This is a genomic window from Pelagimonas varians (assembly GCF_003208435.1).
In the GTDB taxonomy this organism is placed as follows: Bacteria; Pseudomonadota; Alphaproteobacteria; order Rhodobacterales; family Rhodobacteraceae; genus Pelagimonas; species Pelagimonas varians.
Window position 1 is genome coordinate 231,007 of record NZ_QKMF01000006.1, and the last position, 19,372, is coordinate 250,378.

Below are 19,372 nucleotides of genomic sequence, written 5' to 3' on the forward strand. Positions count from 1 at the left end.
CACGGGATGCGTCGCGGGGCTTTGGCGGGGATGCCAAAGCCCCAATTCCTTCAAACTGGGCTTGCACGCCGGAATGTCGCTGGGTACGCCCGTGTTATGAAGGTTCTTGAAAACATCATTTCTGACCGTGGATCACGCTATGCGGTGTCCGGTGGCCCATGCCAAAATGAGACGGAGGCCAAGGCCTTTCTCAAAGAGCTAAAGCGCCGGAAAAAATTCGCGAAAGCGACGCACAACACATGGGCCTGTCTAACAGACGATGGGCCGCTTAAAAGTGATGATGGCGAAAGCGGGGCGGGCATGGTGATTTTGCGAATGCTGGAACGCGAAGAGGCGCGCAACACCGTTATCGTGGTCACACGTTGGTATGGCGGCAAGCATTTGGGCGGTGACCGGTTCCGCCATGTCCAAGAGGCTGTCCGGATGTTTCTGGAAAACAGCGGCAGCTGACGGGCAAAAAAAATGCCGGGCACAAGGCCCGGCTTAGTCCAACAGGGAGGTGCATGTGATAACCCGCACATGCAACGGGAACTGTCGGGGACCTTGATAAAGATGCGCGTCAAACACCTCTTTGATCTCGGTCAACTTCCTTAACTTTAGGTCGAAATGGTTAATATTACGCTACCAGTCGGTAACCACCTGATTCTGTTACTAAAAGTCGGGCGTTGGATGGGTCTGGCTCAATTTTTTGACGCAGGCGATAGATATGTGTTTCAAGTGTGTGAGTGGTGACACCGGCATTATACCCCCAAACTTCGTGCAAGAGCGTGTCGCGCGGAACCACACCTTCGGACGAGCGATACAGGAATTTGAGAATGTTCGTCTCTTTTTCGGTCAAGCGGATCTTGCGGTCATCTTCTGTTACCAGCAGTTTCATCGATGGTTTGAACGTATATGGCCCGACGGTAAAGACAGCATCTTCGGATTGTTCATGCTGGCGCAGCTGGGCGCGGATACGGGCCAGAAGCACGGGAAACTTGAACGGTTTTGTGACATAGTCATTGGCACCGGCATCCAGACCCAAGATTGTGTCAGCGTCTGTGTCATGGCCGGTCAGCATCAGGATTGGTGCCTTTACGCCTTGTTTGCGCATCAATCGGCACAGCTCGCGGCCATCTGTGTCGGGCAGTCCAACATCCAATATGATCAGATCGTATATCTGTTCCTTAGCCCGCGCCATTGCGTTGACACCGTTGTCTGCTTCGAAGACTTCGAAATCCTCGGTCATGATCAACTGTTCGGCCAAGGCCTCTCGCAGGTCATCGTCATCATCGACCAAAAGGATGTTTTTTAGCTGTGCCATTTGCGGGCTCCCGTGTTGCCTTTTACCGCAGATGTGACCATTTTGGCCATTCGGCAAGGATTGCTGCATTCACATCACGCGGTCGTGTCTGATGCGTGCGAATGTTTCAGGATTTGGGCCGAATTGTTACAAGGAGACAGGGCCTTGGGGTTGGGACCGGAGCTGAACGATATTCTGGCGCGTGCGCGGGCTGATCTGCGGATGGGCGTGCCTGTGGTGCTGACAGGGCATGGACAAGCGTTGATTGTCATGGCGGCGGAAACCGCTGGTGCAGCGCGCTTTGCTCTGATGCGCGCCCAAGGGACCGTGGATCTGGTTTTGACCGGCCGCCGTGCTGAAACGCTCAAGGCCCGCGCTTATGATGGCGATGTCGCGCGGGTTGTCTTGCCCGGCGACGCAACTTTGAACTGGGTGCAGGCACTGGCTGATCCGGCGGATGATCTTCGGGTTCCAATGAAAGGCCCGCTAAATACACGCCGCGATGGAAATTGTGATTTGCATCGTTTGGCAATCACTTTGGTGAAATCGGCGCGTTTGTTGCCAGCGGTTTTGGTCCAAGATACCCGCGAAGCCCTGCCTTTGGCGGCGCGGGAAAATCTGACTTTGATACCGGGCGAAGTTGCAACTCCGCATGTGATGGAGCTGGCGACACTCGATAATGTTGTTGCCGCGCGAGTGCCGATGCAGGCAGCCCAAGAGGGTCGGTTGCATATTTTTCGGCCTGAGGATGGCGGTGAAGAACACTATGCGATTGAAATAGGTCGCCCGGACCGCAGCAAGCCGGTGTTGGCGCGGCTGCATTCAGCCTGTTTTACCGGTGATGTTCTAGGATCGTTAAAGTGTGATTGCGGCCCGCAGTTAAATGCGGCTTTGGCGGCGATGGGGGCGAATGGAGCAGGGGTTCTGTTATACCTGAACCAAGAAGGGCGCGGCATTGGGTTGGCCAATAAAATGCGGGCCTATGCGCTTCAAGATCAAGGTTTTGACACGGTTGAGGCCAATCACCGTCTCGGGTTCGAGGATGATGAGCGAGACTTTCGGCTCGGGGCGCAAATTTTGCAGAAGATGGGGTTCGACAGTGTGCGTTTGCTCACCAATAACCCCAAAAAGATCGCAATGATGGAGCGCTGCGGTGTGACCGTCGCCGAGCGCGTGCCATTGCAAGTTGGCCAAACACCCGAGAATGAAAAATACCTCGCGGTTAAGGCCGCGAAGTCAGGGCATTTGCTGTAGGGGTCAAGTATGTCGGATATGGTTTTGACCCGTCAAGGCCTGCGGTTTCGCGGGCGCATGTGGCCCTGCACCATTGGCAGGGGCGGAGTGCGGGCCGATAAACGCGAAGGAGACGGGGCGACACCTGTTGGCAGCCACCGGATTGTCGGGCTGCTGTATCGTCCTGACCGGATGGCGCGTCCGGCCCCATGGGCCCTGCCGATCCGGCCCGGTGACTTGTGGTCGGACGATGCGAAAGACGCGGGTTACAATCAGCTGGTGCGGGTCCCCTATGCTCCCAGTCATGAAAATTTGCGCCGGGCGGATCCCTTGTATGATCTGATTTTGCTGACCGATTGGAATTGGCCGAACGCCGAACCGGGGCGTGGATCCGCAATCTTTTTGCACCGTTGGCGCAGGCCGGGTTTTCCAACCGAAGGCTGCGTCGGCTTTCGACCGGATCATTTGCAACAGATTGTGAGAAAAGCTGCCCCCGGAACGCGATTGATCGTATCCCCAAATCTCAGAAACTCTGCAAGAAACGAGCCCCCAAAAACCAAATACCCATAAAACGCATCGGGACAATGTTCATGTTTGGCCCAGCCAGAAGGCGTTTTGGTCTGGGAAGCGTCGCAAAACTGCGCGCATCGCCTGAAATTCGCGAATTTTTCAGAGATTATTACCGAACCTGTTGCAACGCTGGGCCTTACAAGGTTTATTTTACGTCAAGACAGCGGAGAAAATCCGCGGATATATCAGGGAGTGTGCCTTTGGCCGATTCGGGAAACAGCGACGCTTTTGTCGCATTTGAACGCGTGCAAAAGAGCTATGATGGCGAGATTTTAGTCGTCAAAGATCTCAACCTGTCGATGCCCAAGGGCGAGTTTTTGACAATGCTTGGGCCATCGGGATCTGGCAAAACCACCTGCCTCATGATGCTTGCCGGGTTTGAGACAGCGACGCATGGCGACATCCTTTTGGACGGCGTCAGCATCAACAATATTCCCCCACACAAGCGCGGCATTGGCATGGTTTTCCAAAACTACGCTTTGTTCCCGCATATGACGATTGCAGAAAACCTGAGCTTTCCGCTTGAGGTTCGCAAGATGGGCAAGTCACTGCGCGAAGAGAAGATCAAGCGCGCCTTGGACATGGTTGAGATGGGCGACTTTGGCGGTCGCCGTCCGGCGCAATTGTCTGGCGGCCAGCAGCAGCGTGTTGCTTTGGCGCGGGCCTTGGTGTTCGAACCTGAACTGGTTTTGATGGATGAACCGCTGGGCGCGCTCGACAAGCAGCTACGCGAAAAGATGCAGTTCGAAATCACGCACTTGGCCCATCAGCTTGGAATTACAACAGTTTACGTGACGCACGACCAAACCGAAGCGCTGACAATGTCAGACCGGGTTGCCGTGTTCAACGATGGCCGTATTCAGCAGCTTGATCCGCCCGACACCCTGTATGAAAAACCGCAAAACAGCTTTGTCGCGCAGTTCATTGGTGAAAACAACACGCTTGATGGTGTGGTTACCGAGATCAAGGGCGACACCTGTATTGTGCGCCTTGATGGCGGTGAAATGCTGGATGCAACGCCGGTGAACGTGACCAAGGTTGGCGAGCGCACCCGCGTGTCGATCCGCCCTGAACGTGTTGAAATCAACAAAGAGCGCCTGCAAGACGGCGCGCATACGCTCAAAGCAGAAGTGCTTGAATTCATCTATATGGGTGACATTTTCCGCACCCGTTTGCGGGTCGCTGGCAATGATGAGTTCGTGATCAAAACACGAAATGCGCCTGATCAGGAAAAACTTGTTCCGGGCACAATGATTGATATCGGCTGGCTGCCAGAAGACTGCCGGGCGCTGGACGCAACTTAAATCACCTATCCAATTGCCCCGCGGTGCACTCGCTGCGGGGTCTTGTAAGGGGGTGGGCCTGTAGCCCGTGTTCCACCTCCACTCACTCAAACGGGCAACTACGGGAGTAACTAATGAAACTCACTAAGACACTTATGGCGACGACGGCATTGACCGTGGCTGCAGGTGCTGCTGTCGCTGAAGACATGGCAATGGAAATGACACTTGTGTCATGGGGCGGCGCTTATCAGACCAGCCAAGACAAAGCCTATGTTCAGCCTTACCTTGAAGCTAACCCCGGCTTGACGGTCACTTGGGACGAAAGCTCAAGCGAAGCGGTCGCCAAACTGCGCGCTATGGACGAAACCGGCAACGTGACTTGGGATCTCGTTGACGTTGTAGCCTCCGATGCGATGCGTTTGTGCGACGAAGGTCTGGCAGTTGAGCTGGACGCAGATGCAGATCTGGCTGCCGCCCCTGATGGCACCTCGGCCAGCGAAGATTTCGGCGACCTGTTGGTTTCTGACTGCTACGCACCACAGATCGTCTATTCGACAACCTTCGGCTATCGCACCGACCTCGTTGGTGACACTGCGCCTACGGATGTTTGCTCGATTTTTGACCTGGATGCATATCCTGGCAAACGCGCGCTGCAAAAGCGTCCGATCGACAACATGGAATGGGCCTTGTACTGCGATGGCGTCGAAAAATCGGCCATCTACGACACGCTGGGCACTCCCGAAGGTGTAGATCAGGCGCTGGCCAAACTCGACACCATTAAAGACCAAGTTGTTTGGTGGACTGCTGGTGCGGAAACACCTCAGCTTCTGGCCGATGGCGAAGTTGTCATGGGGTCGACTTACAACGGTCGTCTGTTCTCGGCGATTGCCGAGCAGAACCAGCCGATTGGTATGCTGTGGGACATGCAGTCCTTTGACCTTGATGGCTGGATCGTTCCTGCCAACTTGCCAGCAGACCGCCAGGCGCGTGCGATGGACTTCCTGAAGTTCGCCACCGACACCCAGCGTCTGGCAGATCAGGCCGCCTACATTTCTTACGGTCCTGCGCGTAAGTCGTCTGCACCTTTGGTTGGCAAACACGCCGATCTGGGTATCGACATGGCACCGCATATGCCAACCGATCCGGCAAACGCGACCAACGTTCACATCTATGACTACGAATGGTGGGCAGACAACCGTGACGATCTGGATGCAAAATTCCAGGCATGGTTGGCACGCTAACCTGTGAAACAGGAGGTGGGGGCATCGTCCCTGCCACACATCTAATTGTCCGGCGGCCGTGCCCGCCGGACAACCCTGAAGACGGAGGCGCGCCATGCCCAAGGGCTACATTATCGGACACGTAACAGTGAATGATCCCGAAGCTTACAAAGAATATGTTGAGCGAGACACACCAATCCTGAAACGGTTGGGCGGCACGTTCATCATTCGTGGCGGGCAGTCCCAGATTGTTGAGGGCGAGGCGTATGCGCGCCACGTTGTCATTGAATTCCCAAGTTATGAAGCTGCTTTGACAGCCTATAATGACCCTGAATATCAAGACGTTGCTAAGATTCGCCATCGGACGGCGCAAAGCACGATTTTGGTTGTGGAGGGTGTAGAATGAGCGATGTAGCAGACACAGGCCCCATGCTAGCCGCTGATGGAACACCGCTGAAAAAGTCACTGGGACGGGCGCTGCGTCGTCAAAAGATGCGGGCGTTGATGCTGATTGCTCCGCTGCTCTTGTTCATCCTTTTGGCGTTTATTTTGCCGGTTGGCGACATGCTTTATTGGTCGGTAAAAAACGGCATTGTCTCTGAAACACTGCCGCGCACGGTTGTGGCGCTCAAGGATTGGGATGCCAATTCCGGAGAGCTGCCTGACGAACCTGTCTATGCTGCTATGGCGGCAGACTTGCATGAGGCCTCTTTGGCCAAAACGCACACCAAAGTCGGTGTCCGGTTGAACTACGAAAACCCCGGTATTTCATCGCTGTTCCGCAAATCAGGCCGGGCGGCCAAAAAGTGGGAACCGGCGGCCGATGGCCCGTGGAAAGACCAGTTGATCGAACTGCACAAAGGTTGGGGTGACACCGCTGTTTGGCGCACTATTCAGACGTATTCTCCGCCTTTGACCAGCGGGTATTATCTGAATGCCGCTGACATGAGAGTCGGCCCCGACGGGCCGGAGATGCGCCCTGAAAATGAACGTATTTATATGCTGCTGTTTGGCCGCACACTTAAGCTGTCACTGATGATTACCCTAAGCTGCGTTTTGCTTGGGTATCCTGTTGCATGGCTGCTGGCGAACCTTCCAACGCGCAAGGCCAATATGCTTATGATCTTGGTGTTATTGCCATTTTGGACTTCGCTTCTGGTGCGTACCTCTGCATGGAAGGTCATGTTGCAACAACAAGGTGTGATCAACGATGTCTTGGTATGGATCGGATTGGTTGCTGACGATGCGCGTTTGGTGATGATCAACAACCAGTTCGGCACGGTGATTGCTATGACCCATATCTTGCTGCCGTTCATGATTTTGCCAATGTATTCCGTAATGCAGACCATTCCCCCGACCTATCTTCGGGCGGCCAAAAGTCTGGGCGCAACGAACTGGACGGCCTTTTGGCGGGTGTATTTCCCACAATCTGTGCCGGGGATTGGCGCGGGGTCGATCCTCGTGTTCATTCTTGCGATTGGTTACTACATCACACCGGCGCTGGTCGGTGGAACCAAAGGCACCTTTATTTCCAACAGGATCGCCTTTCACATATCAAGCTCGCTCAATTGGGGCCTTGCGGCTGCTCTTGGAGCAATCTTGCTGGTGGTCGTGCTTCTTCTCTACTGGGCCTATGACAAGATCGTCGGCATCGACAACGTAAAACTGGGGTAAATGATATGAGCGGAATTCCTCCTTATGCCACGATGCCCCAACGGGTTTGGTATTATACATTTCGGGTGATTTGTGGCCTGATCTTTGCTTTCTTGATCACACCGGTCTTGATCGTGATTCCACTGAGTTTCAACGCGCAGGATTTCTTTACCTTCACGCCGGAAATGCTGCGGTTTGATCCGGCGGGCTACAGCCTGAAGCACTACGAAGATTTCTTCACATCGGACGATTGGCAGTCCGCGCTTTGGAACTCGCTCAAGATCGCGCCTATGGCGACGATTTTGTCTGTCGGGTTCGGAACTTTGGCCGCGATCGGCCTGAGCCAACCACATGTTCCGTTTCGGCGTGCGATCATGGCAATCTTGATTTCACCGATGATTGTACCGCTGATTATTTCGGCGGCGGGCATGTATTTCTTCTACAGCCGTATCGGTTTGCAAGGGACGTATCTGGGGGTTGTTCTGGCGCATGCTGCGCTGGGAATTCCCTTTGTGATCATTACAGTTACGGCGACGTTGGTGGGGTTTGACCGCTCTTTGACGCGGGCCGCGGCGAATATGGGCGCGGATCCTGTCACCACCTTTTTCAAGGTTCAGATGCCGTTGATTTTGCCCGGTGTGATTTCAGGCGGTTTGTTCGCCTTTATCACGTCGTTCGACGAAGTTGTGGTGGTTATTTTTGTTGGCTCTGCCAAGCAACAAACTCTGCCTTGGCAGATGTATATTGGCCTGCGCGAACAGATTAGCCCGACGATTTTGGCTGTTGCGACCATTCTTGTGGCGATCTCGATTTGTTTGCTGACAACGGTTGAATTGCTGCGCCGCCGGTCCGAGCGTTTGCGTGGGATGAGCCCGGGATAATTCGCTCAATTCCGATCAAATTTTCTACAAATAGTAAGCCGCGGAACCTTGAATGGGTCTGCGGCTTTCATTTTTTCTCAAGGCTTGGGGCGGATTGTTGACCGAAACCCGCGTCCGAGGAAATTCAAATGACCGAACTCAACCCGCAATTCACAGCCGAAGCAAAAGCCACGTCATCGGAGGCATTGTTTCAGGTGTCCGAATTGTTCTATTCGCGGACGGATGATCGCGGTGTCATTCAATCGGGGAACAACATTTTCCAGCGCGTCTCCGGTTTTGAGTGGGATGAATTGCTTGGTGCTCCGCACAAAATTGTGCGCAATCCCGACATGCCCAAAGGGCTGTTTGAATTTATGTGGGGTCAGCTGAAGGCTGGGCACACAGTTGGTGCGTATGTAAAGAATCGGCGCAAGGATGGACGGTTCTACTGGGTCTTTGCTCTGGTGTCCAAAACCAGCGATGGTTATATTTCGACGCGGATGAAGCCAAGCTCGGAGCTTTTGAAAACGATCACAGGCATTTATCAAGAGATGCTGGCCGAAGAACACAAAGGTATGTCGCCCAAGGCAAGTGCAGAGTTTATGCACAAAAAGCTGATCGGGCTTGGATACATGAATTATTCCGCATTTCAAGCCACGGCAATTGCCGCAGAATACGAAGCTCGGTCCCGAAATCTTGGACGTCCATTGGACCAGTTGCAAAAACGCTTCACCGATATGTCGCGCGCGATTGAGCAGGTGCAAACCGAAACGACTGAAATGACCGAAGCGTTCAAAGCTATTCGGACGGTCCCGATGAATATGCGGATCATCGCGTCTCGGCTTGAAAACGCAGGTGGTCCAATCAGTGCCATTTCAGTGAACTACAGTCAAATGCTTGAGGAAATGTCCGCTTGGGTATCGACGTTTGTAGATGGTGAGGCATGTGTTTTTGCCCGCATCCGAGAAGCCATTTTGCAAGGGCAGTTTTTGGGTTTTGCTATGGCGCTTGAGCAAGAAATGATTGAGCTGTTCAAAAGCCAAGGTGGAACCTACCCGGAGAACATTGATCTGGATGAAGAGGCCAAGAATTTGGATAGCATGCGGGCCAAGTACCTTGATCAAACAGGTGATGCGTTGAGTAGCGTTGAAAACGAAGCAAAACGGTTCGGCCGCAGTGTGTTGGACATGAAACGTTATGTGACGGGGCTAAGTTCGACGCGGATGATGTGCAAAATCGAAAGTGCGTCTTTGTCCAACTCTGGCACTGCGCTGTCGGGTATCGTTGATCAACTTGATGCGTGCCAAAATGAGATTGAGCAACGCTTGGCGCGGATTGTCGAATTGAATTCGGTCATCCAAGGCAACACCTCGATGTTGCGCTCGTTGATATAATCAAGCAGGCAATAAAAAGGCAGGGAAACCCCTGCCTTTTTAATCATCAGTCTATGTCGCTAGGTCGTCAGCTGCGAACCAGTTTTTCATAGCTAGCAACGATATCTTTTGTCAGGTCGCCAACCTCAAACGTGTAGTCGCCAATTTGCCCTACGGGCGTAACTTCCGCCGCGGTGCCGGTTAGCCAGCACTGCTCAAAGCTTTCCAGCTCTTCGGGCATGATGTGACGTTCGTGAACCGTGACCTGCTTTTCCTTGAGCATCTTGATGACAGTTTGGCGGGTCAATCCGTTCAAGAAGACATCTGCCTTGGGGGTATGCACCTCGCCGTCTTTCACAAAAAATATGTTGGCACCGGTTGCTTCGGCGACATAGCCGCGGAAATCCATGAACAATGCGTCGGAACAGCCTTTTGCCTCAGCCGCATGTTTGGAAATCGTGCAGATCATGTAAAGACCCGCAGCTTTTGCGTGCACCGGAATGGTTTCCGGGCTGGGCCGTTTCCACTTGGCGATATCCAGCTTTGCACCTTTGAATTTGGCGTCGCCATAATAGTTGCCCCATTCCCATGCCGCAATTGCAATGCGAACCGGATTGCGTGCAGACGCGACACCCATGTCTTCGCCTGCGCCGCGCCAGGCAACGGCCCGAACGTAAGCGTCGGTCAAACCATTGGCTGCCAAAACTTCGGCTTTTGCGGCTTCGATTTCATCCACCGAAAAGGGGATTTTGAAATCCAGCTCACCGGCTGAAAAATGCAAACGCTCTGAATGTTCGCGTGATAGGAAGATTTTTCCGTTGTACGCGCGCTCTCCTTCAAAGACCGAGCTGGCATAGTGCAAGCCATGGGTCAGGATATGGACGTTGGCCGCACGCCAGTCCACCAGCTGGCCATCCAGCCAGATTTTACCATCACGGTCGTCATATGCTCCATCAGCCATCGCGTCTCTCCTAGCGATCAAATTTACGAAAATTGCGCAATCCGCGTCCGTTTCGGACATAAAGTTGCTCAAAAACTGAGATTTGCTACCAGTTCCACCTTGGAATGTCAACAAGGCTGACTTAAACTGAATGCGAATGGCAGCTGTGAGGCCCAAATGACAGATCCCCAAGGTAGCAGCGGCGAGACGCTGCTTTTTTTGACTGACGAGCAACTTCGGCAAGGGGCCGAGGCAATGTTCTTTGCTTATCGCGGGTTTACTGCTGATCCCGACCGGATTTTGGCAGGGCTTAGTTATGGCCGTGCACATCACCGGGCGCTGCACTTTATTCACGCGGCCCCCGGCACGACGGTGAATAATCTGCTCAATACACTTGGGGTGACGAAGCAATCTTTGAACCGTGTTTTGCGGACAATGGTGGAAGATGGATTGGTCGAAAGCCGAGTCGGCCGCAACGACCGCCGCGAACGTCACTTGCATCTCACAGAAGCCGGGGACACGCTGGAACGTCAATTGTCCAATGCCCAACGCGCCCGAATGCGCGCTGCCTACAAGCAAGCAGGCCCCGAAGCCGTGGCAGGTTTTAGAAAAGTCCTCGAGTCGATGATGGACCCGGAGATGCGCAGGCAGTATCAACGCCTCAGGGAGGGCCGCGGATGAGCGAACCTGATGCACATTTATTGATTGTTGACGACGACGAGCGGATTCGCACGTTGCTGCAAAAGTTCTTGATCCGAAATGGCTTTTTGGTCAGCGCAGCCCGAGACGCCGCGCATGCGAGAAGAATTTTGGCGGGGTTGGACTTTGATTTGATTGTTTTGGACGTGATGATGCCAGGCGAAGACGGCGTCAGCCTGACACGCGGCATTCGTGAAACGTCGGGAACGCCAATTTTGCTGTTAACGGCGCGCGCCGAAACCGATGACCGGATCAAAGGATTGGAAGCGGGCGCGGATGACTATCTCGCCAAACCGTTTGAGCCCAAAGAACTGCTTTTGCGGATCAATGCGATTTTGCGCCGGATGCCGGACGCTGGGACGGACGATGCGGCCCCCAAATTGCTCACACTCGGGGATATCCGGTACGATATTGACAGAGGCGAGATGTGGCGAGGCGAAGAGTTGATCCGCCTGACCGCCACTGAAAGCCAATTGATGCGGATTTTCTCGGGCCGTCCGGGCGAACCGGTCAGCCGGTCTGATCTGGTCGAAGAGTTGGGCCGCGACAAGGGGCAAGCGCAAGAACGCGCCGTTGATGTTCAAATCACCCGACTGCGCCGCAAATTGGAATCCGATCCCAAACAACCACGCTATCTGCAAACTGTGCGCGGTGCGGGATATATGTTGGCACCGGACTGATCCGGGCCGACTCACTTTTTCATTGCATAGGACGCTAAATGACGACTGCATTGATTAGCCATGCCGATTGTCTGGATCATGTCACTCCGGAGGGGCACCCGGAGCAAGTTGCCCGTCTGGAACATGTCTTGCATGCCTTAGCCAGCTTGGATCTCCGGCGTGTGTCGGCCCCCTTGGCAGAGGATGAGCCCATCTTGCGGGTGCATCCGCAGGCGCATCTGGACAGGATCAAATCGGCAGTTCCCAAGTCTGGACAACACCAGCTTGATGCGGACACGTGGCTGTCGCCCGGCTCGGTCACGGCGGCCTATCGTGCCGCAGGCGCGGTGGTGAAGGCGGTCGATATGGTGCTTTCCGGTGAAGTGCAGAACGCGTTTTGCGCCATTCGCCCGCCAGGACATCATGCAGAAACGCAAACGCCGATGGGCTTTTGTTTGTTTGGAAACGCGGCTGTGGCGGCGAAACATGCGCTGGACCATCATGGGCTAAGCCGTGTGGCTGTGGTTGATTTCGATGTTCATCACGGCAATGGCACACAAGATTTGCTATGGGACGATGAACGTGCGCTGGTGGTTACCAGCCAGCAAATGCCCTTGTGGCCCGGAACCGGAGACAAAAGCGAGCGGGGCAAACATGGTCAGATTATCAACATCCCATTGCCACCAGAAAGCACCGGCGCAGAGATGTGGGCGGCTTACGAGGCCCGGGTTTTTCCGAAACTGCGGGATTTTGAACCTGAACTCTTGATCATTTCGGCGGGGTTTGATGCGCATCAGGATGATCCATTGGCACAGCTGAACTGGACCACAGATGATTTTCGCAAGCTGACTGCAAAGCTCTGCCAAATTGCTGCGGAAACCTGCGGCGGGCGCGTGGTCTCGACTCTGGAAGGTGGGTATGATTTGCAAGCGCTCGCGGTGTCGACTAAGGCGCATGTTGAAGAACTTTTGGAGGCGGGCAAATGAGCGAAACAACACCCATCGAAGCGATGACATTCGAACAGGCAATGGCCGAGTTGGAACAGGTTGTGGGTCAGCTGGAACGCGGAGATGTGGCGTTAGAAGCGTCGATCGACTTGTATGACCGAGGCGCAAAACTGCGCGCCCATTGCGAAGCCAAGTTGAAAGACGCCGAAGAAAAAGTGGCTGCAATCACGTTGGATGGCGACGGAAATCCGGCTGGAACCAAACCGCTGGATGCTGGCTAAGTCTATATGAGTTCTGAAACTTTCAAAGACACGCTGACGCAAAATCGCGTGCTTGTTGACGCTCGCATATCGCGGTCGGTTAAGGCAGGTGCCGGCCCCATCCGGCAAGCGATGTCCTACGCTGCTGTTGGTGGTAAGGGGCTGCGTGGATTTTTGGTTGTGCAAGGGGCGCATCTGCACGGGATTTCCCAACCCGCGGCGATTGATGTTGCTGCGGCTATCGAATGCTTGCACACCTATAGTCTGGTTCACGACGATCTGCCGTGCATGGATGACGACGCGATGCGGCGCGGTTTGCCGACCGTTCATGTGAAATGGGATGAAGCGACGGCCGTTTTGGCTGGTGACGCTCTTCAGGCTTTGGCGTTTGAATTGGTGGCAGGGGCTGAATGCGCTGATCCCGCTAAAGTTGATCTTGTGCTTAGCTTGTCTCAAGCTGCGGGCATAGCCGGTATGGTTGGTGGTCAGGCACTTGATATTGCGGCGGAAACTGCCCCCGCCCCCCTGAGTTTACAAGAAATTATTGACCTGCAAGCGGGAAAAACCGGAGCGCTGATTACGTGGTCCGCCTGCGCTGGTGCCCGCATGGCAGGCGCTGATATTGGTGCGCTCAAAGCCTACGGAGACGCTCTTGGACTGGCCTTTCAAATCTGGGATGATGTTCTGGATGTCGAAGGTGATGCCGAAACCATGGGCAAGGCTGTCGGCAAAGATGCTGGGCGCGGCAAGGCGACTTTTGTCTCGCATCTTGGTCTGGACGGGGCGAAACGCCGCGCAAATGAACTGGTGTCCGGGGCCTGTGATGCGCTATCTGTTTACGGTGAAAGTGCCGATTGCTTGCGAGACGCGGCGCGTTTCGTTATCTCGCGACGTAGCTGACTGCCCCGGAGAACCCCATGTCGTATAGGCCAGAAACCCCTCTTTTAGACCGCGTGCAATCGCCCGCCGATCTGAAGCTGTTCTCCGATGCCGAATTGACGCGACTTGCGCAGGAATTGCGTGCCGAAACGATTTCGACGGTTTCTCAAACAGGCGGTCATTTGGGCGCGGGCCTTGGGGTGGTGGAGCTTACTGTTGCACTGCATGCCGTGTTCGACACGCCGCAGGACAAGATCATTTGGGATGTATCCCATCAGTGTTACCCGCATAAAATCCTGACAGGGCGCCGTGAACGCATGGGCACAATCCGTCAACAAGATGGGATTTCCGGGTTCACCAAGCGATCCGAAAGCCCTTACGACCCATTTGGTGCGGCGCATAGCTCGACCTCGATCAGTGCGGCTTTGGGATTCAAGGTTGCAGCTGATTTGGGTGGCCATAGTCCGACGGGCCATGGCGACGCGATTGCAGTGATTGGCGACGGCGCGATGACTGGCGGTATGGCGTTTGAGGCGATGAACAATGCCGGTCATCTGAAAAAGCGTATGTTTGTGGTGCTCAACGACAATGAAATGTCGATTGGCCAACCCACTGGCGCGTTGTCCTCTTACCTCAACCGCTTGTATACCGAAGCGCCATTGCAAGATTTCAAAGCCGCTGCAAAAGGGGCTGTGAGCCTGCTGCCCGAACCCTTCCGCGAAGGGGCAAAGCGCGCAAAAGAGATGCTTAAGGGCATGGCACTGGGTGGAACCTTGTTTGAAGAACTGGGGTTTAGCTATGTCGGTCCGATTGATGGCCACGATATGGACCAGCTGCTGCCGATTTTGCGGACCTTGCACGACCGCGCCACCGGGCCCATTTTGCTGCATGTGGTGACCAAAAAGGGCAAGGGCTATGCCCACGCTGAACATGCACCGGACAAAGGCCACGCCCGTGCAAAATTCGATGTGGTGTCGGGCAAGCAGCACAAGGCCCCTTCAAACGCGCCCAGCTACACCAAAGTTTTTGCCGAACAACTGATCAAGCAAGCAGCCGATGATCCGCGTATCTGCGCGATCACGGCGGCAATGCCGGACGGAACCGGACTTGACCTGTTTGCGGAACGCTATCCCAGCCGGTGTTTTGATGTCGGTATTGCCGAACAACACGGCGTAACGTTTTGTGCTGCCTTGGCCGCAGGCGGGATGAAACCCTTTTGCGCAATGTATTCGACCTTTTTGCAGCGCGGCTACGATCAGGTTGTACATGACGTGGCAATTCAACGTCTGCCTGTCCGGTTTGCGATAGATCGCGCCGGCTTGGTCGGAGCTGATGGTGCGACACACGCAGGTTCATATGACGTGGCCTATCTGGCCAACCTACCGGGATTTGTGGTCATGGCCGCAGCAGACGAAGCCGAGCTGTGCCATATGATCGCCACCGCCGCCGTGCATGACGATGGCCCGATTGCCTTTCGTTATCCACGCGGAGAAGGTGAGGGCGTCGAGATGCCCGAACGTGGCGAGGTGTTGGAAATCGGCAAGGGCCGAATGATCCGCGAAGGCGCGCGTGTTGCTCTGCTCAGCTTTGGAACCCGTCTTGGCGAGACGCTAAAAGCCTGTGAAGCGCTTGAAGCGCGGGGTATCAAACCGACTGTGGCCGATGCCCGTTTTGCCAAACCTCTGGACCGGGGAATGATCTTGCAATTGGCCCGCGAGCACGAGGCCTTGATCACCATAGAAGAGGGTGCAGTCGGAGGCTTTGGCAGCCATGTCGCGCAGCTTTTGGCAGATGAAGGAGTGTTTGATCGCGGTTTGAAATACCGGTCTATGGTTTTGCCTGATGTGTTTATCGACCAAGCCAGCCCAAAGGCGATGTATGATGTTGCTGCGATGAATGCACAGCACATTGAAGCAAAAGTGCTCGATGTGCTCGGGGTTCAGGTGCTGGACCAGCGCGCGTAACTTAAGCAGTTTCGGCCTTTAGCAAGGCGTCCAAACCGGTTTTGTAGTCTGGATAAATCAGTTTGATCCCAAGCTCATCTTTGATGCGGGTGTTCGAAACTTTCTTGTTCTCAGCGTAGAAACTGCGCGCCATGGGGGACAGTTTGGCTGTTTCGAATTCTACCTCGGGTGGCAATTCTACATCCAGCAACTGGGCGGCATAGGCGATCACGTCTTGCGGTGGGGCCGGAACATCGTCGCAGACATTGTAGACCGCGCCAGAGGATGGAGCGGCGATCGACGCCGCGAGGATTTGGGCGATGTCATCGACATGAATGCGTGAAAACACTTGCCCCGTTTTGATAATCCGCTGGGCTGTGCCCGCGCGGACTTTGGCAAACGGACCGCGCCCGGGTCCATAGATGCCAGCGAGCCGGAAAATATGCAAAGGCAGATTGGGGATAGTTTGCCATGCGGTTTCAGCCGCGACTCTTATTTCACCGCGATGTGTCGACGGTGTCAGCGGGGCCGTTTCATCCACCCATGCGCCATCGTGGTCTCCGTAAACGCCAGTGGTTGAAAGATAGCCAACCCAGTCGAGCGCCGCGGCACGCGCCATGATCTGCGGGCCAATTGCGTTCAACGTTGGATCACCGTCATCATTCGCGCCAGCCGAAATCAAAAGATGACTGGCTTGGGTCAGGGCTTTGGCCAGTGCTTCAGGTTCCCATAATACCGGCTCTACGCCTTGTGCACGCAAAGAATCAGTTTTGGCTTCGTCGCGGATTGTGCCGATCACACGCCAGCCTTGCGGGATCATGCGGCGGGCAAGGGCGCTGGCTGTGTAGCCGTGGCCCAAGGAAAAAAGTGTTTTGGTCATTGTACATAGGTGGCGCGAAAGAGATTTCGTTGCAAGTGTTACAAAAAACTCTTTCAGAATGAGTTTTCGTAACATATGTTTGATCCGAGGCTTTTGGAGGAGAGGCGCATGTACTCCCAGGGATTGATCGGTGCCGATGGACGCACCGAAGAGACACAGGACTTTCTGGATGCATTCCAGAAACGCATTGATGCGGAAGAGAAAATTGAACCCAACGATGATATGCCGGAAGGGTATCGGCGGACTTTGGTGCGCCAGATCGGCCAGCACGCACATTCCGAAATTGTCGGCATGCTGCCTGAAGGCAACTGGATCACCCGCGCACCTTCGCTGCGACGCAAGGCCGCGCTACTGGCGAAGGTTCAAGATGAGGGCGGTCATGGGCTCTATCTGTATTCGGCGGCCGAAACACTGGGTGTAAGCCGGGAAGAAATGACCGAGGAGTTGCTGAGCGGCAAAGCCAAATATTCGTCGATTTTCAATTACCCGACGTTGAGTTGGGCGGATATGGGGATCGTCGGCTGGCTGGTTGACGGTGCTGCGATCATGAACCAGATCCCGCTGTGCCGGTGTTCCTATGGGCCCTATGCACGGGCTATGATTCGTGTGTGCAAGGAAGAGAGCTTTCACCAGCGTCAGGGCTATGAGATCGTTATGTTTTTGGCGCGCGGCACGGATGCGCAGCGCGAAATGGTGCAAGATGCATTGAACCGTTGGTGGTGGCCGTCGCTGATGATGTTTGGCCCGCACGACGCGGACAGCGCCCATTCGGAGCAATCTATGGAATGGAAGATCAAGCGGTTTTCCAACGATGCCCTACGTCAGAAATTTATCGATGCGACGGTTCCGCAGGCGGAGTTTTTGGGGCTGACGCTGCCCGATCCAGATCTGAAATGGAACGCTGAAAAGGGCGGATATGATCATGGTGAAATTGATTGGGATGAGTTCTGGCGCGTGGTCAAAGGCCACGGTGTGATGAACCGTGACCGGATCAAGGCACGGAAAAAGGCCTGGGATGATGGCGCGTGGGTGCGTGAGGCCGCATTGGCCCATGCCGAGAAACGCGAAGCGCGCAAACAAGCCGCTGAGTAAATCGGGATTGGCAGGGCGGACGCGCGTGCAAGCACGACGCCCCACCCGCCATCCCGTAGCTTGACAGTATAGAATTTGGGAAGAGGACAAAGATCATGGCAAACGAGACGCCACTTTGGGAAGTATTCATTCGTCCGCGCAACGGCCTTAGCCACAAGCATGTGGGGTCATTGCATGCGGCGGATGAGGTATTGGCCCTGAATGCCGCCCGCGATGTCTATACGCGGCGCAGTGAAGGAACGTCGATTTGGGTCGTGCGCTCATCGCAGATTGTCGCCAGTGATCCGGATCAATCCGAAGAAAACTTTGAACCAACCGGTGACAAAATCTACCGCCACCCGACTTTCTACGACATTCCCGAAGAAGTGGGGCACATGTAATGGCACTTTTTGATGCGGTGTTAGAGCTGGCCGATGATCATCTTGTGTTGGGGCACCGGTTGTCAGAATGGTGCGGCCATGCGCCAATGTTAGAAGAAGATCTGGCCATGCCGAATATGGCGTTGGATTTGATCGGTTCGGCCCGCGTTTTGTATGACCATGCGGGCAAGTTGGAAGGCTCTGGCCGGGACGAAGACGCCTTGGCCTATCTTCGCGGCGAACGCGATTATCGCAATTGCCTGTTGGTTGAGCGTGAAAACGGTGATTTCGCTGTCACCATGTTGCGCCAGTTTTATTTCGCCGCCTTTATGGAGCCGTATTGGCAATCCGCATTGGGCAGCAGTGATCCGGTGATTGCGGGTGTTGCCGGCAAAGCTGTCAAAGAGATGGCGTATCACATTCGCCATGCGGGTGAATGGGTTGTCCGCTTGGGCGACGGGACAGAGCAAAGTGCGGAGCGGATGCGCGACGCTGTTTTGGACCTGCACCCTTATACTGCTGAGCTGTTCGAGGAGGGTGCAGCAGAGGGGGTGGATGCCTTGCCATCTCGGGCGGCTGTTCGGCCTGTTTGGGACGCAACCGTGTCCGCTGTGTTTGCGCAGGCGGGCTTGGAAGTGCCTAAGGACGCCTTTCCCCAGACTGGAGGACGTAGCGGCATTCACGGCGAAGCCTTGGGGCATATGTTGGCAGAAATGCAGGTCTTGCACCGCGAACATCCAGGCGCAGTCTGGTGATCGCGGAGGCGGGAACCAAGGAGGCGGCATGGGACGCCGCAGCAGCCGTACCAGACCCTGAGGTGCCCTGTGTCACGGTGGCCGAATTGGGCATCTTGCGCAAAGTACAACTGGTGAATGGGATTGCTGTGGCGCAGGTCACGCCAACTTATTCGGGCTGTCCGGCCACCTTGGCGATTGAGCTGGCGATCGAGACCGCCTTGCGCGATGCAGGGTTTGAGGCACGGATCGAACGGGTTCTATCCCCCGCGTGGACCACGGATTGGATCACCGAAGTCGGCCGCGACAAGCTGCGTGCCTTTGGCATCGCCCCGCCGCAAACCGGCATGGGCAAGGCTGCGTTGTTCGGTTGTCCTGAGGTTGTCTGTCCCCGTTGCGGCAGCGACAACACGCAACGGATCAGCGAATTCGGATCGACGGCCTGCAAGGCGCATTACCAATGCAAAGCCTGCGCAGAGCCATTCGACTATTTCAAATGTATCTGA

General features: G+C 55.0%; 21 protein-coding genes and 1 pseudogene. 19 read left to right on the forward strand and 3 right to left on the reverse strand.

Going from position 1 to position 19,372, the window contains the following annotated elements:
• The first annotated feature begins 96 nt into the window (after nucleotides 1-96).
• Nucleotides 97-450, forward strand: a complete 354-nt coding sequence (locus C8N36_RS10575; RefSeq protein ID WP_097803803.1) for a YigZ family protein — start codon at nucleotides 97-99, stop codon at nucleotides 448-450.
• Nucleotides 451-616: 166 nt separating this feature from the next.
• On the opposite strand, the gene C8N36_RS10580 is transcribed toward C8N36_RS10575, so the two are convergent.
• A complete protein-coding gene (locus C8N36_RS10580; protein WP_097803563.1) occupies nucleotides 617-1,303 on the reverse strand; it encodes a response regulator transcription factor in 687 nt (228 codons plus the stop codon).
• A gap of 144 nt (nucleotides 1,304-1,447) precedes the next feature.
• On the opposite strand from C8N36_RS10580, the gene ribA reads away from it, so the two are divergent.
• The 8 genes and pseudogenes from ribA (at nucleotide 1,448) to C8N36_RS10620 (ending at nucleotide 9,495) form a co-directional block, all read left to right on the forward strand.
• A complete protein-coding gene (gene ribA / locus C8N36_RS10585) occupies nucleotides 1,448-2,536 on the forward strand; it encodes a GTP cyclohydrolase II (RefSeq protein ID WP_097803801.1) in 1,089 nt (362 codons plus the stop codon).
• A gap of 9 nt (nucleotides 2,537-2,545) precedes the next feature.
• Nucleotides 2,546-3,085 (forward strand): L,D-transpeptidase family protein, encoded by a 540-nt coding sequence (locus tag C8N36_RS10590; protein WP_370739140.1) that lies wholly within the window; start codon nucleotides 2,546-2,548, stop codon nucleotides 3,083-3,085.
• 200 nt (nucleotides 3,086-3,285) lie between these two features.
• Nucleotides 3,286-4,389 (forward strand): ABC transporter ATP-binding protein, encoded by a 1,104-nt coding sequence (locus tag C8N36_RS10595; RefSeq protein WP_097803800.1) that lies wholly within the window; start codon nucleotides 3,286-3,288, stop codon nucleotides 4,387-4,389.
• 113 nt (nucleotides 4,390-4,502) lie between these two features.
• The gene (locus tag C8N36_RS10600) at nucleotides 4,503-5,609 is read left to right on the forward strand and encodes an extracellular solute-binding protein (protein ID WP_097803562.1); all 1,107 of its coding nucleotides are present in this window, start codon (nucleotides 4,503-4,505) and stop codon (nucleotides 5,607-5,609) included.
• 94 nt (nucleotides 5,610-5,703) lie between these two features.
• The gene (locus tag C8N36_RS10605) at nucleotides 5,704-5,994 is read left to right on the forward strand and encodes a DUF1330 domain-containing protein (RefSeq protein WP_097803561.1); all 291 of its coding nucleotides are present in this window, start codon (nucleotides 5,704-5,706) and stop codon (nucleotides 5,992-5,994) included.
• The gene (locus C8N36_RS10610; RefSeq protein ID WP_097803560.1) at nucleotides 5,991-7,262 is read left to right on the forward strand and encodes an ABC transporter permease; all 1,272 of its coding nucleotides are present in this window, start codon (nucleotides 5,991-5,993) and stop codon (nucleotides 7,260-7,262) included. Before C8N36_RS10605 ends, C8N36_RS10610 begins: the two co-directional genes overlap by 4 nt.
• Nucleotides 7,263-7,276: 14 nt before the next feature.
• Nucleotides 7,277-8,122, forward strand: a pseudogene (locus C8N36_RS10615) (ABC transporter permease); the annotation flags it as partial.
• Nucleotides 8,123-8,250: 128 nt separating this feature from the next.
• Entirely contained in the window at nucleotides 8,251-9,495 is a 1,245-nt protein-coding gene (locus tag C8N36_RS10620; RefSeq protein ID WP_097803558.1) for a PAS domain S-box protein, read from the forward strand.
• A gap of 67 nt (nucleotides 9,496-9,562) precedes the next feature.
• Here C8N36_RS10620 and C8N36_RS10625 read toward each other — a convergent pair whose 3' ends face one another.
• Nucleotides 9,563-10,435: a branched-chain amino acid aminotransferase gene (locus C8N36_RS10625; RefSeq protein WP_097803557.1), complete on the reverse strand. Its 873-nt coding sequence runs from the start codon at nucleotides 10,433-10,435 to the stop codon at nucleotides 9,563-9,565.
• A gap of 156 nt (nucleotides 10,436-10,591) precedes the next feature.
• On the opposite strand from C8N36_RS10625, the gene C8N36_RS10630 reads away from it, so the two are divergent.
• The 6 genes from C8N36_RS10630 to dxs are packed head-to-tail and all read left to right on the forward strand — an operon-like array spanning nucleotide 10,592 to nucleotide 15,822.
• Nucleotides 10,592-11,095 (forward strand): MarR family winged helix-turn-helix transcriptional regulator, encoded by a 504-nt coding sequence (locus C8N36_RS10630; RefSeq protein WP_097803556.1) that lies wholly within the window; start codon nucleotides 10,592-10,594, stop codon nucleotides 11,093-11,095.
• Nucleotides 11,092-11,793 carry a response regulator gene (locus tag C8N36_RS10635; protein ID WP_097803555.1) on the forward strand — a complete coding sequence of 234 codons (702 nt, stop codon included), beginning with the start codon at nucleotides 11,092-11,094 and terminating at the stop codon, nucleotides 11,791-11,793. Before C8N36_RS10630 ends, C8N36_RS10635 begins: the two co-directional genes overlap by 4 nt.
• A gap of 38 nt (nucleotides 11,794-11,831) precedes the next feature.
• A complete protein-coding gene (locus tag C8N36_RS10640; protein WP_097803554.1) occupies nucleotides 11,832-12,758 on the forward strand; it encodes a histone deacetylase family protein in 927 nt (308 codons plus the stop codon).
• Nucleotides 12,755-13,000 (forward strand): exodeoxyribonuclease VII small subunit, encoded by a 246-nt coding sequence (locus C8N36_RS10645; protein ID WP_097803553.1) that lies wholly within the window; start codon nucleotides 12,755-12,757, stop codon nucleotides 12,998-13,000. The genes C8N36_RS10640 and C8N36_RS10645 overlap by 4 nt, the downstream gene beginning before the upstream one ends.
• Before the next feature lie 6 nt (nucleotides 13,001-13,006).
• On the forward strand, nucleotides 13,007-13,879 hold the full coding sequence (locus tag C8N36_RS10650) for a polyprenyl synthetase family protein (RefSeq protein ID WP_097803552.1): 873 nt from the start codon (nucleotides 13,007-13,009) through the stop codon (nucleotides 13,877-13,879).
• A 17-nt stretch (nucleotides 13,880-13,896) separates the two neighbouring features.
• Nucleotides 13,897-15,822, forward strand: a complete 1,926-nt coding sequence (dxs, locus tag C8N36_RS10655; protein ID WP_097803551.1) for a 1-deoxy-D-xylulose-5-phosphate synthase — start codon at nucleotides 13,897-13,899, stop codon at nucleotides 15,820-15,822.
• Nucleotide 15,823: 1 nt separating this feature from the next.
• Here dxs and C8N36_RS10660 read toward each other — a convergent pair whose 3' ends face one another.
• On the reverse strand, nucleotides 15,824-16,681 hold the full coding sequence (locus tag C8N36_RS10660; RefSeq protein WP_097803550.1) for an SDR family oxidoreductase: 858 nt from the start codon (nucleotides 16,679-16,681) through the stop codon (nucleotides 15,824-15,826).
• Between the two features lie 108 nt (nucleotides 16,682-16,789).
• Here C8N36_RS10660 and paaA point away from each other — a divergent pair, with 108 nt between their 5' ends.
• From paaA to paaD, 4 genes are all read left to right on the forward strand, one after another.
• A complete protein-coding gene (gene paaA, locus C8N36_RS10665; protein ID WP_097803549.1) occupies nucleotides 16,790-17,773 on the forward strand; it encodes a 1,2-phenylacetyl-CoA epoxidase subunit PaaA in 984 nt (327 codons plus the stop codon).
• A gap of 95 nt (nucleotides 17,774-17,868) precedes the next feature.
• Complete coding sequence (paaB, locus tag C8N36_RS10670; RefSeq protein WP_097803548.1) at nucleotides 17,869-18,153, forward strand: 1,2-phenylacetyl-CoA epoxidase subunit PaaB; 285 nt, start codon at nucleotides 17,869-17,871, stop codon at nucleotides 18,151-18,153.
• Complete coding sequence (gene paaC, locus C8N36_RS10675) at nucleotides 18,153-18,887, forward strand: 1,2-phenylacetyl-CoA epoxidase subunit PaaC (RefSeq protein ID WP_097803547.1); 735 nt, start codon at nucleotides 18,153-18,155, stop codon at nucleotides 18,885-18,887. Before paaB ends, paaC begins: the two co-directional genes overlap by 1 nt.
• Nucleotides 18,884-19,372 carry a 1,2-phenylacetyl-CoA epoxidase subunit PaaD gene (gene paaD / locus C8N36_RS10680; protein ID WP_245910782.1) on the forward strand — a complete coding sequence of 163 codons (489 nt, stop codon included), beginning with the start codon at nucleotides 18,884-18,886 and terminating at the stop codon, nucleotides 19,370-19,372. Before paaC ends, paaD begins: the two co-directional genes overlap by 4 nt.

Excerpts from the sequence above, each read along its gene's own strand:
- paaA (WP_097803549.1), top strand. The coding sequence starts at position 16,790 with ATGTACTCCCAGGGATTGATCGGTGCCGATGGACGCACCGAAGAGACA.
- C8N36_RS10580 (WP_097803563.1), bottom strand. The coding sequence starts at position 1,303 with ATGGCACAGCTAAAAAACATCCTTTTGGTCGATGATGACGATGACCTG.
- paaC (WP_097803547.1), top strand. The coding sequence starts at position 18,153 with ATGGCACTTTTTGATGCGGTGTTAGAGCTGGCCGATGATCATCTTGTG.
- C8N36_RS10650 (WP_097803552.1), top strand. The coding sequence starts at position 13,007 with ATGAGTTCTGAAACTTTCAAAGACACGCTGACGCAAAATCGCGTGCTT.
- C8N36_RS10640 (WP_097803554.1), top strand. The coding sequence starts at position 11,832 with ATGACGACTGCATTGATTAGCCATGCCGATTGTCTGGATCATGTCACT.
- C8N36_RS10645 (WP_097803553.1), top strand. The coding sequence starts at position 12,755 with ATGAGCGAAACAACACCCATCGAAGCGATGACATTCGAACAGGCAATG.
- C8N36_RS10630 (WP_097803556.1), top strand. The coding sequence starts at position 10,592 with ATGACAGATCCCCAAGGTAGCAGCGGCGAGACGCTGCTTTTTTTGACT.
- C8N36_RS10605 (WP_097803561.1), top strand. The coding sequence starts at position 5,704 with ATGCCCAAGGGCTACATTATCGGACACGTAACAGTGAATGATCCCGAA.
- C8N36_RS10660 (WP_097803550.1), bottom strand. The coding sequence starts at position 16,681 with ATGACCAAAACACTTTTTTCCTTGGGCCACGGCTACACAGCCAGCGCC.
- C8N36_RS10625 (WP_097803557.1), bottom strand. The coding sequence starts at position 10,435 with ATGGCTGATGGAGCATATGACGACCGTGATGGTAAAATCTGGCTGGAT.
- C8N36_RS10620 (WP_097803558.1), top strand. The coding sequence starts at position 8,251 with ATGACCGAACTCAACCCGCAATTCACAGCCGAAGCAAAAGCCACGTCA.
- C8N36_RS10610 (WP_097803560.1), top strand. The coding sequence starts at position 5,991 with ATGAGCGATGTAGCAGACACAGGCCCCATGCTAGCCGCTGATGGAACA.
- C8N36_RS10590 (WP_370739140.1), top strand. The coding sequence starts at position 2,546 with ATGTCGGATATGGTTTTGACCCGTCAAGGCCTGCGGTTTCGCGGGCGC.
- paaB (WP_097803548.1), top strand. The coding sequence starts at position 17,869 with ATGGCAAACGAGACGCCACTTTGGGAAGTATTCATTCGTCCGCGCAAC.
- dxs (WP_097803551.1), top strand. The coding sequence starts at position 13,897 with ATGTCGTATAGGCCAGAAACCCCTCTTTTAGACCGCGTGCAATCGCCC.
- C8N36_RS10600 (WP_097803562.1), top strand. The coding sequence starts at position 4,503 with ATGAAACTCACTAAGACACTTATGGCGACGACGGCATTGACCGTGGCT.
- C8N36_RS10575 (WP_097803803.1), top strand. The coding sequence starts at position 97 with ATGAAGGTTCTTGAAAACATCATTTCTGACCGTGGATCACGCTATGCG.
- C8N36_RS10635 (WP_097803555.1), top strand. The coding sequence starts at position 11,092 with ATGAGCGAACCTGATGCACATTTATTGATTGTTGACGACGACGAGCGG.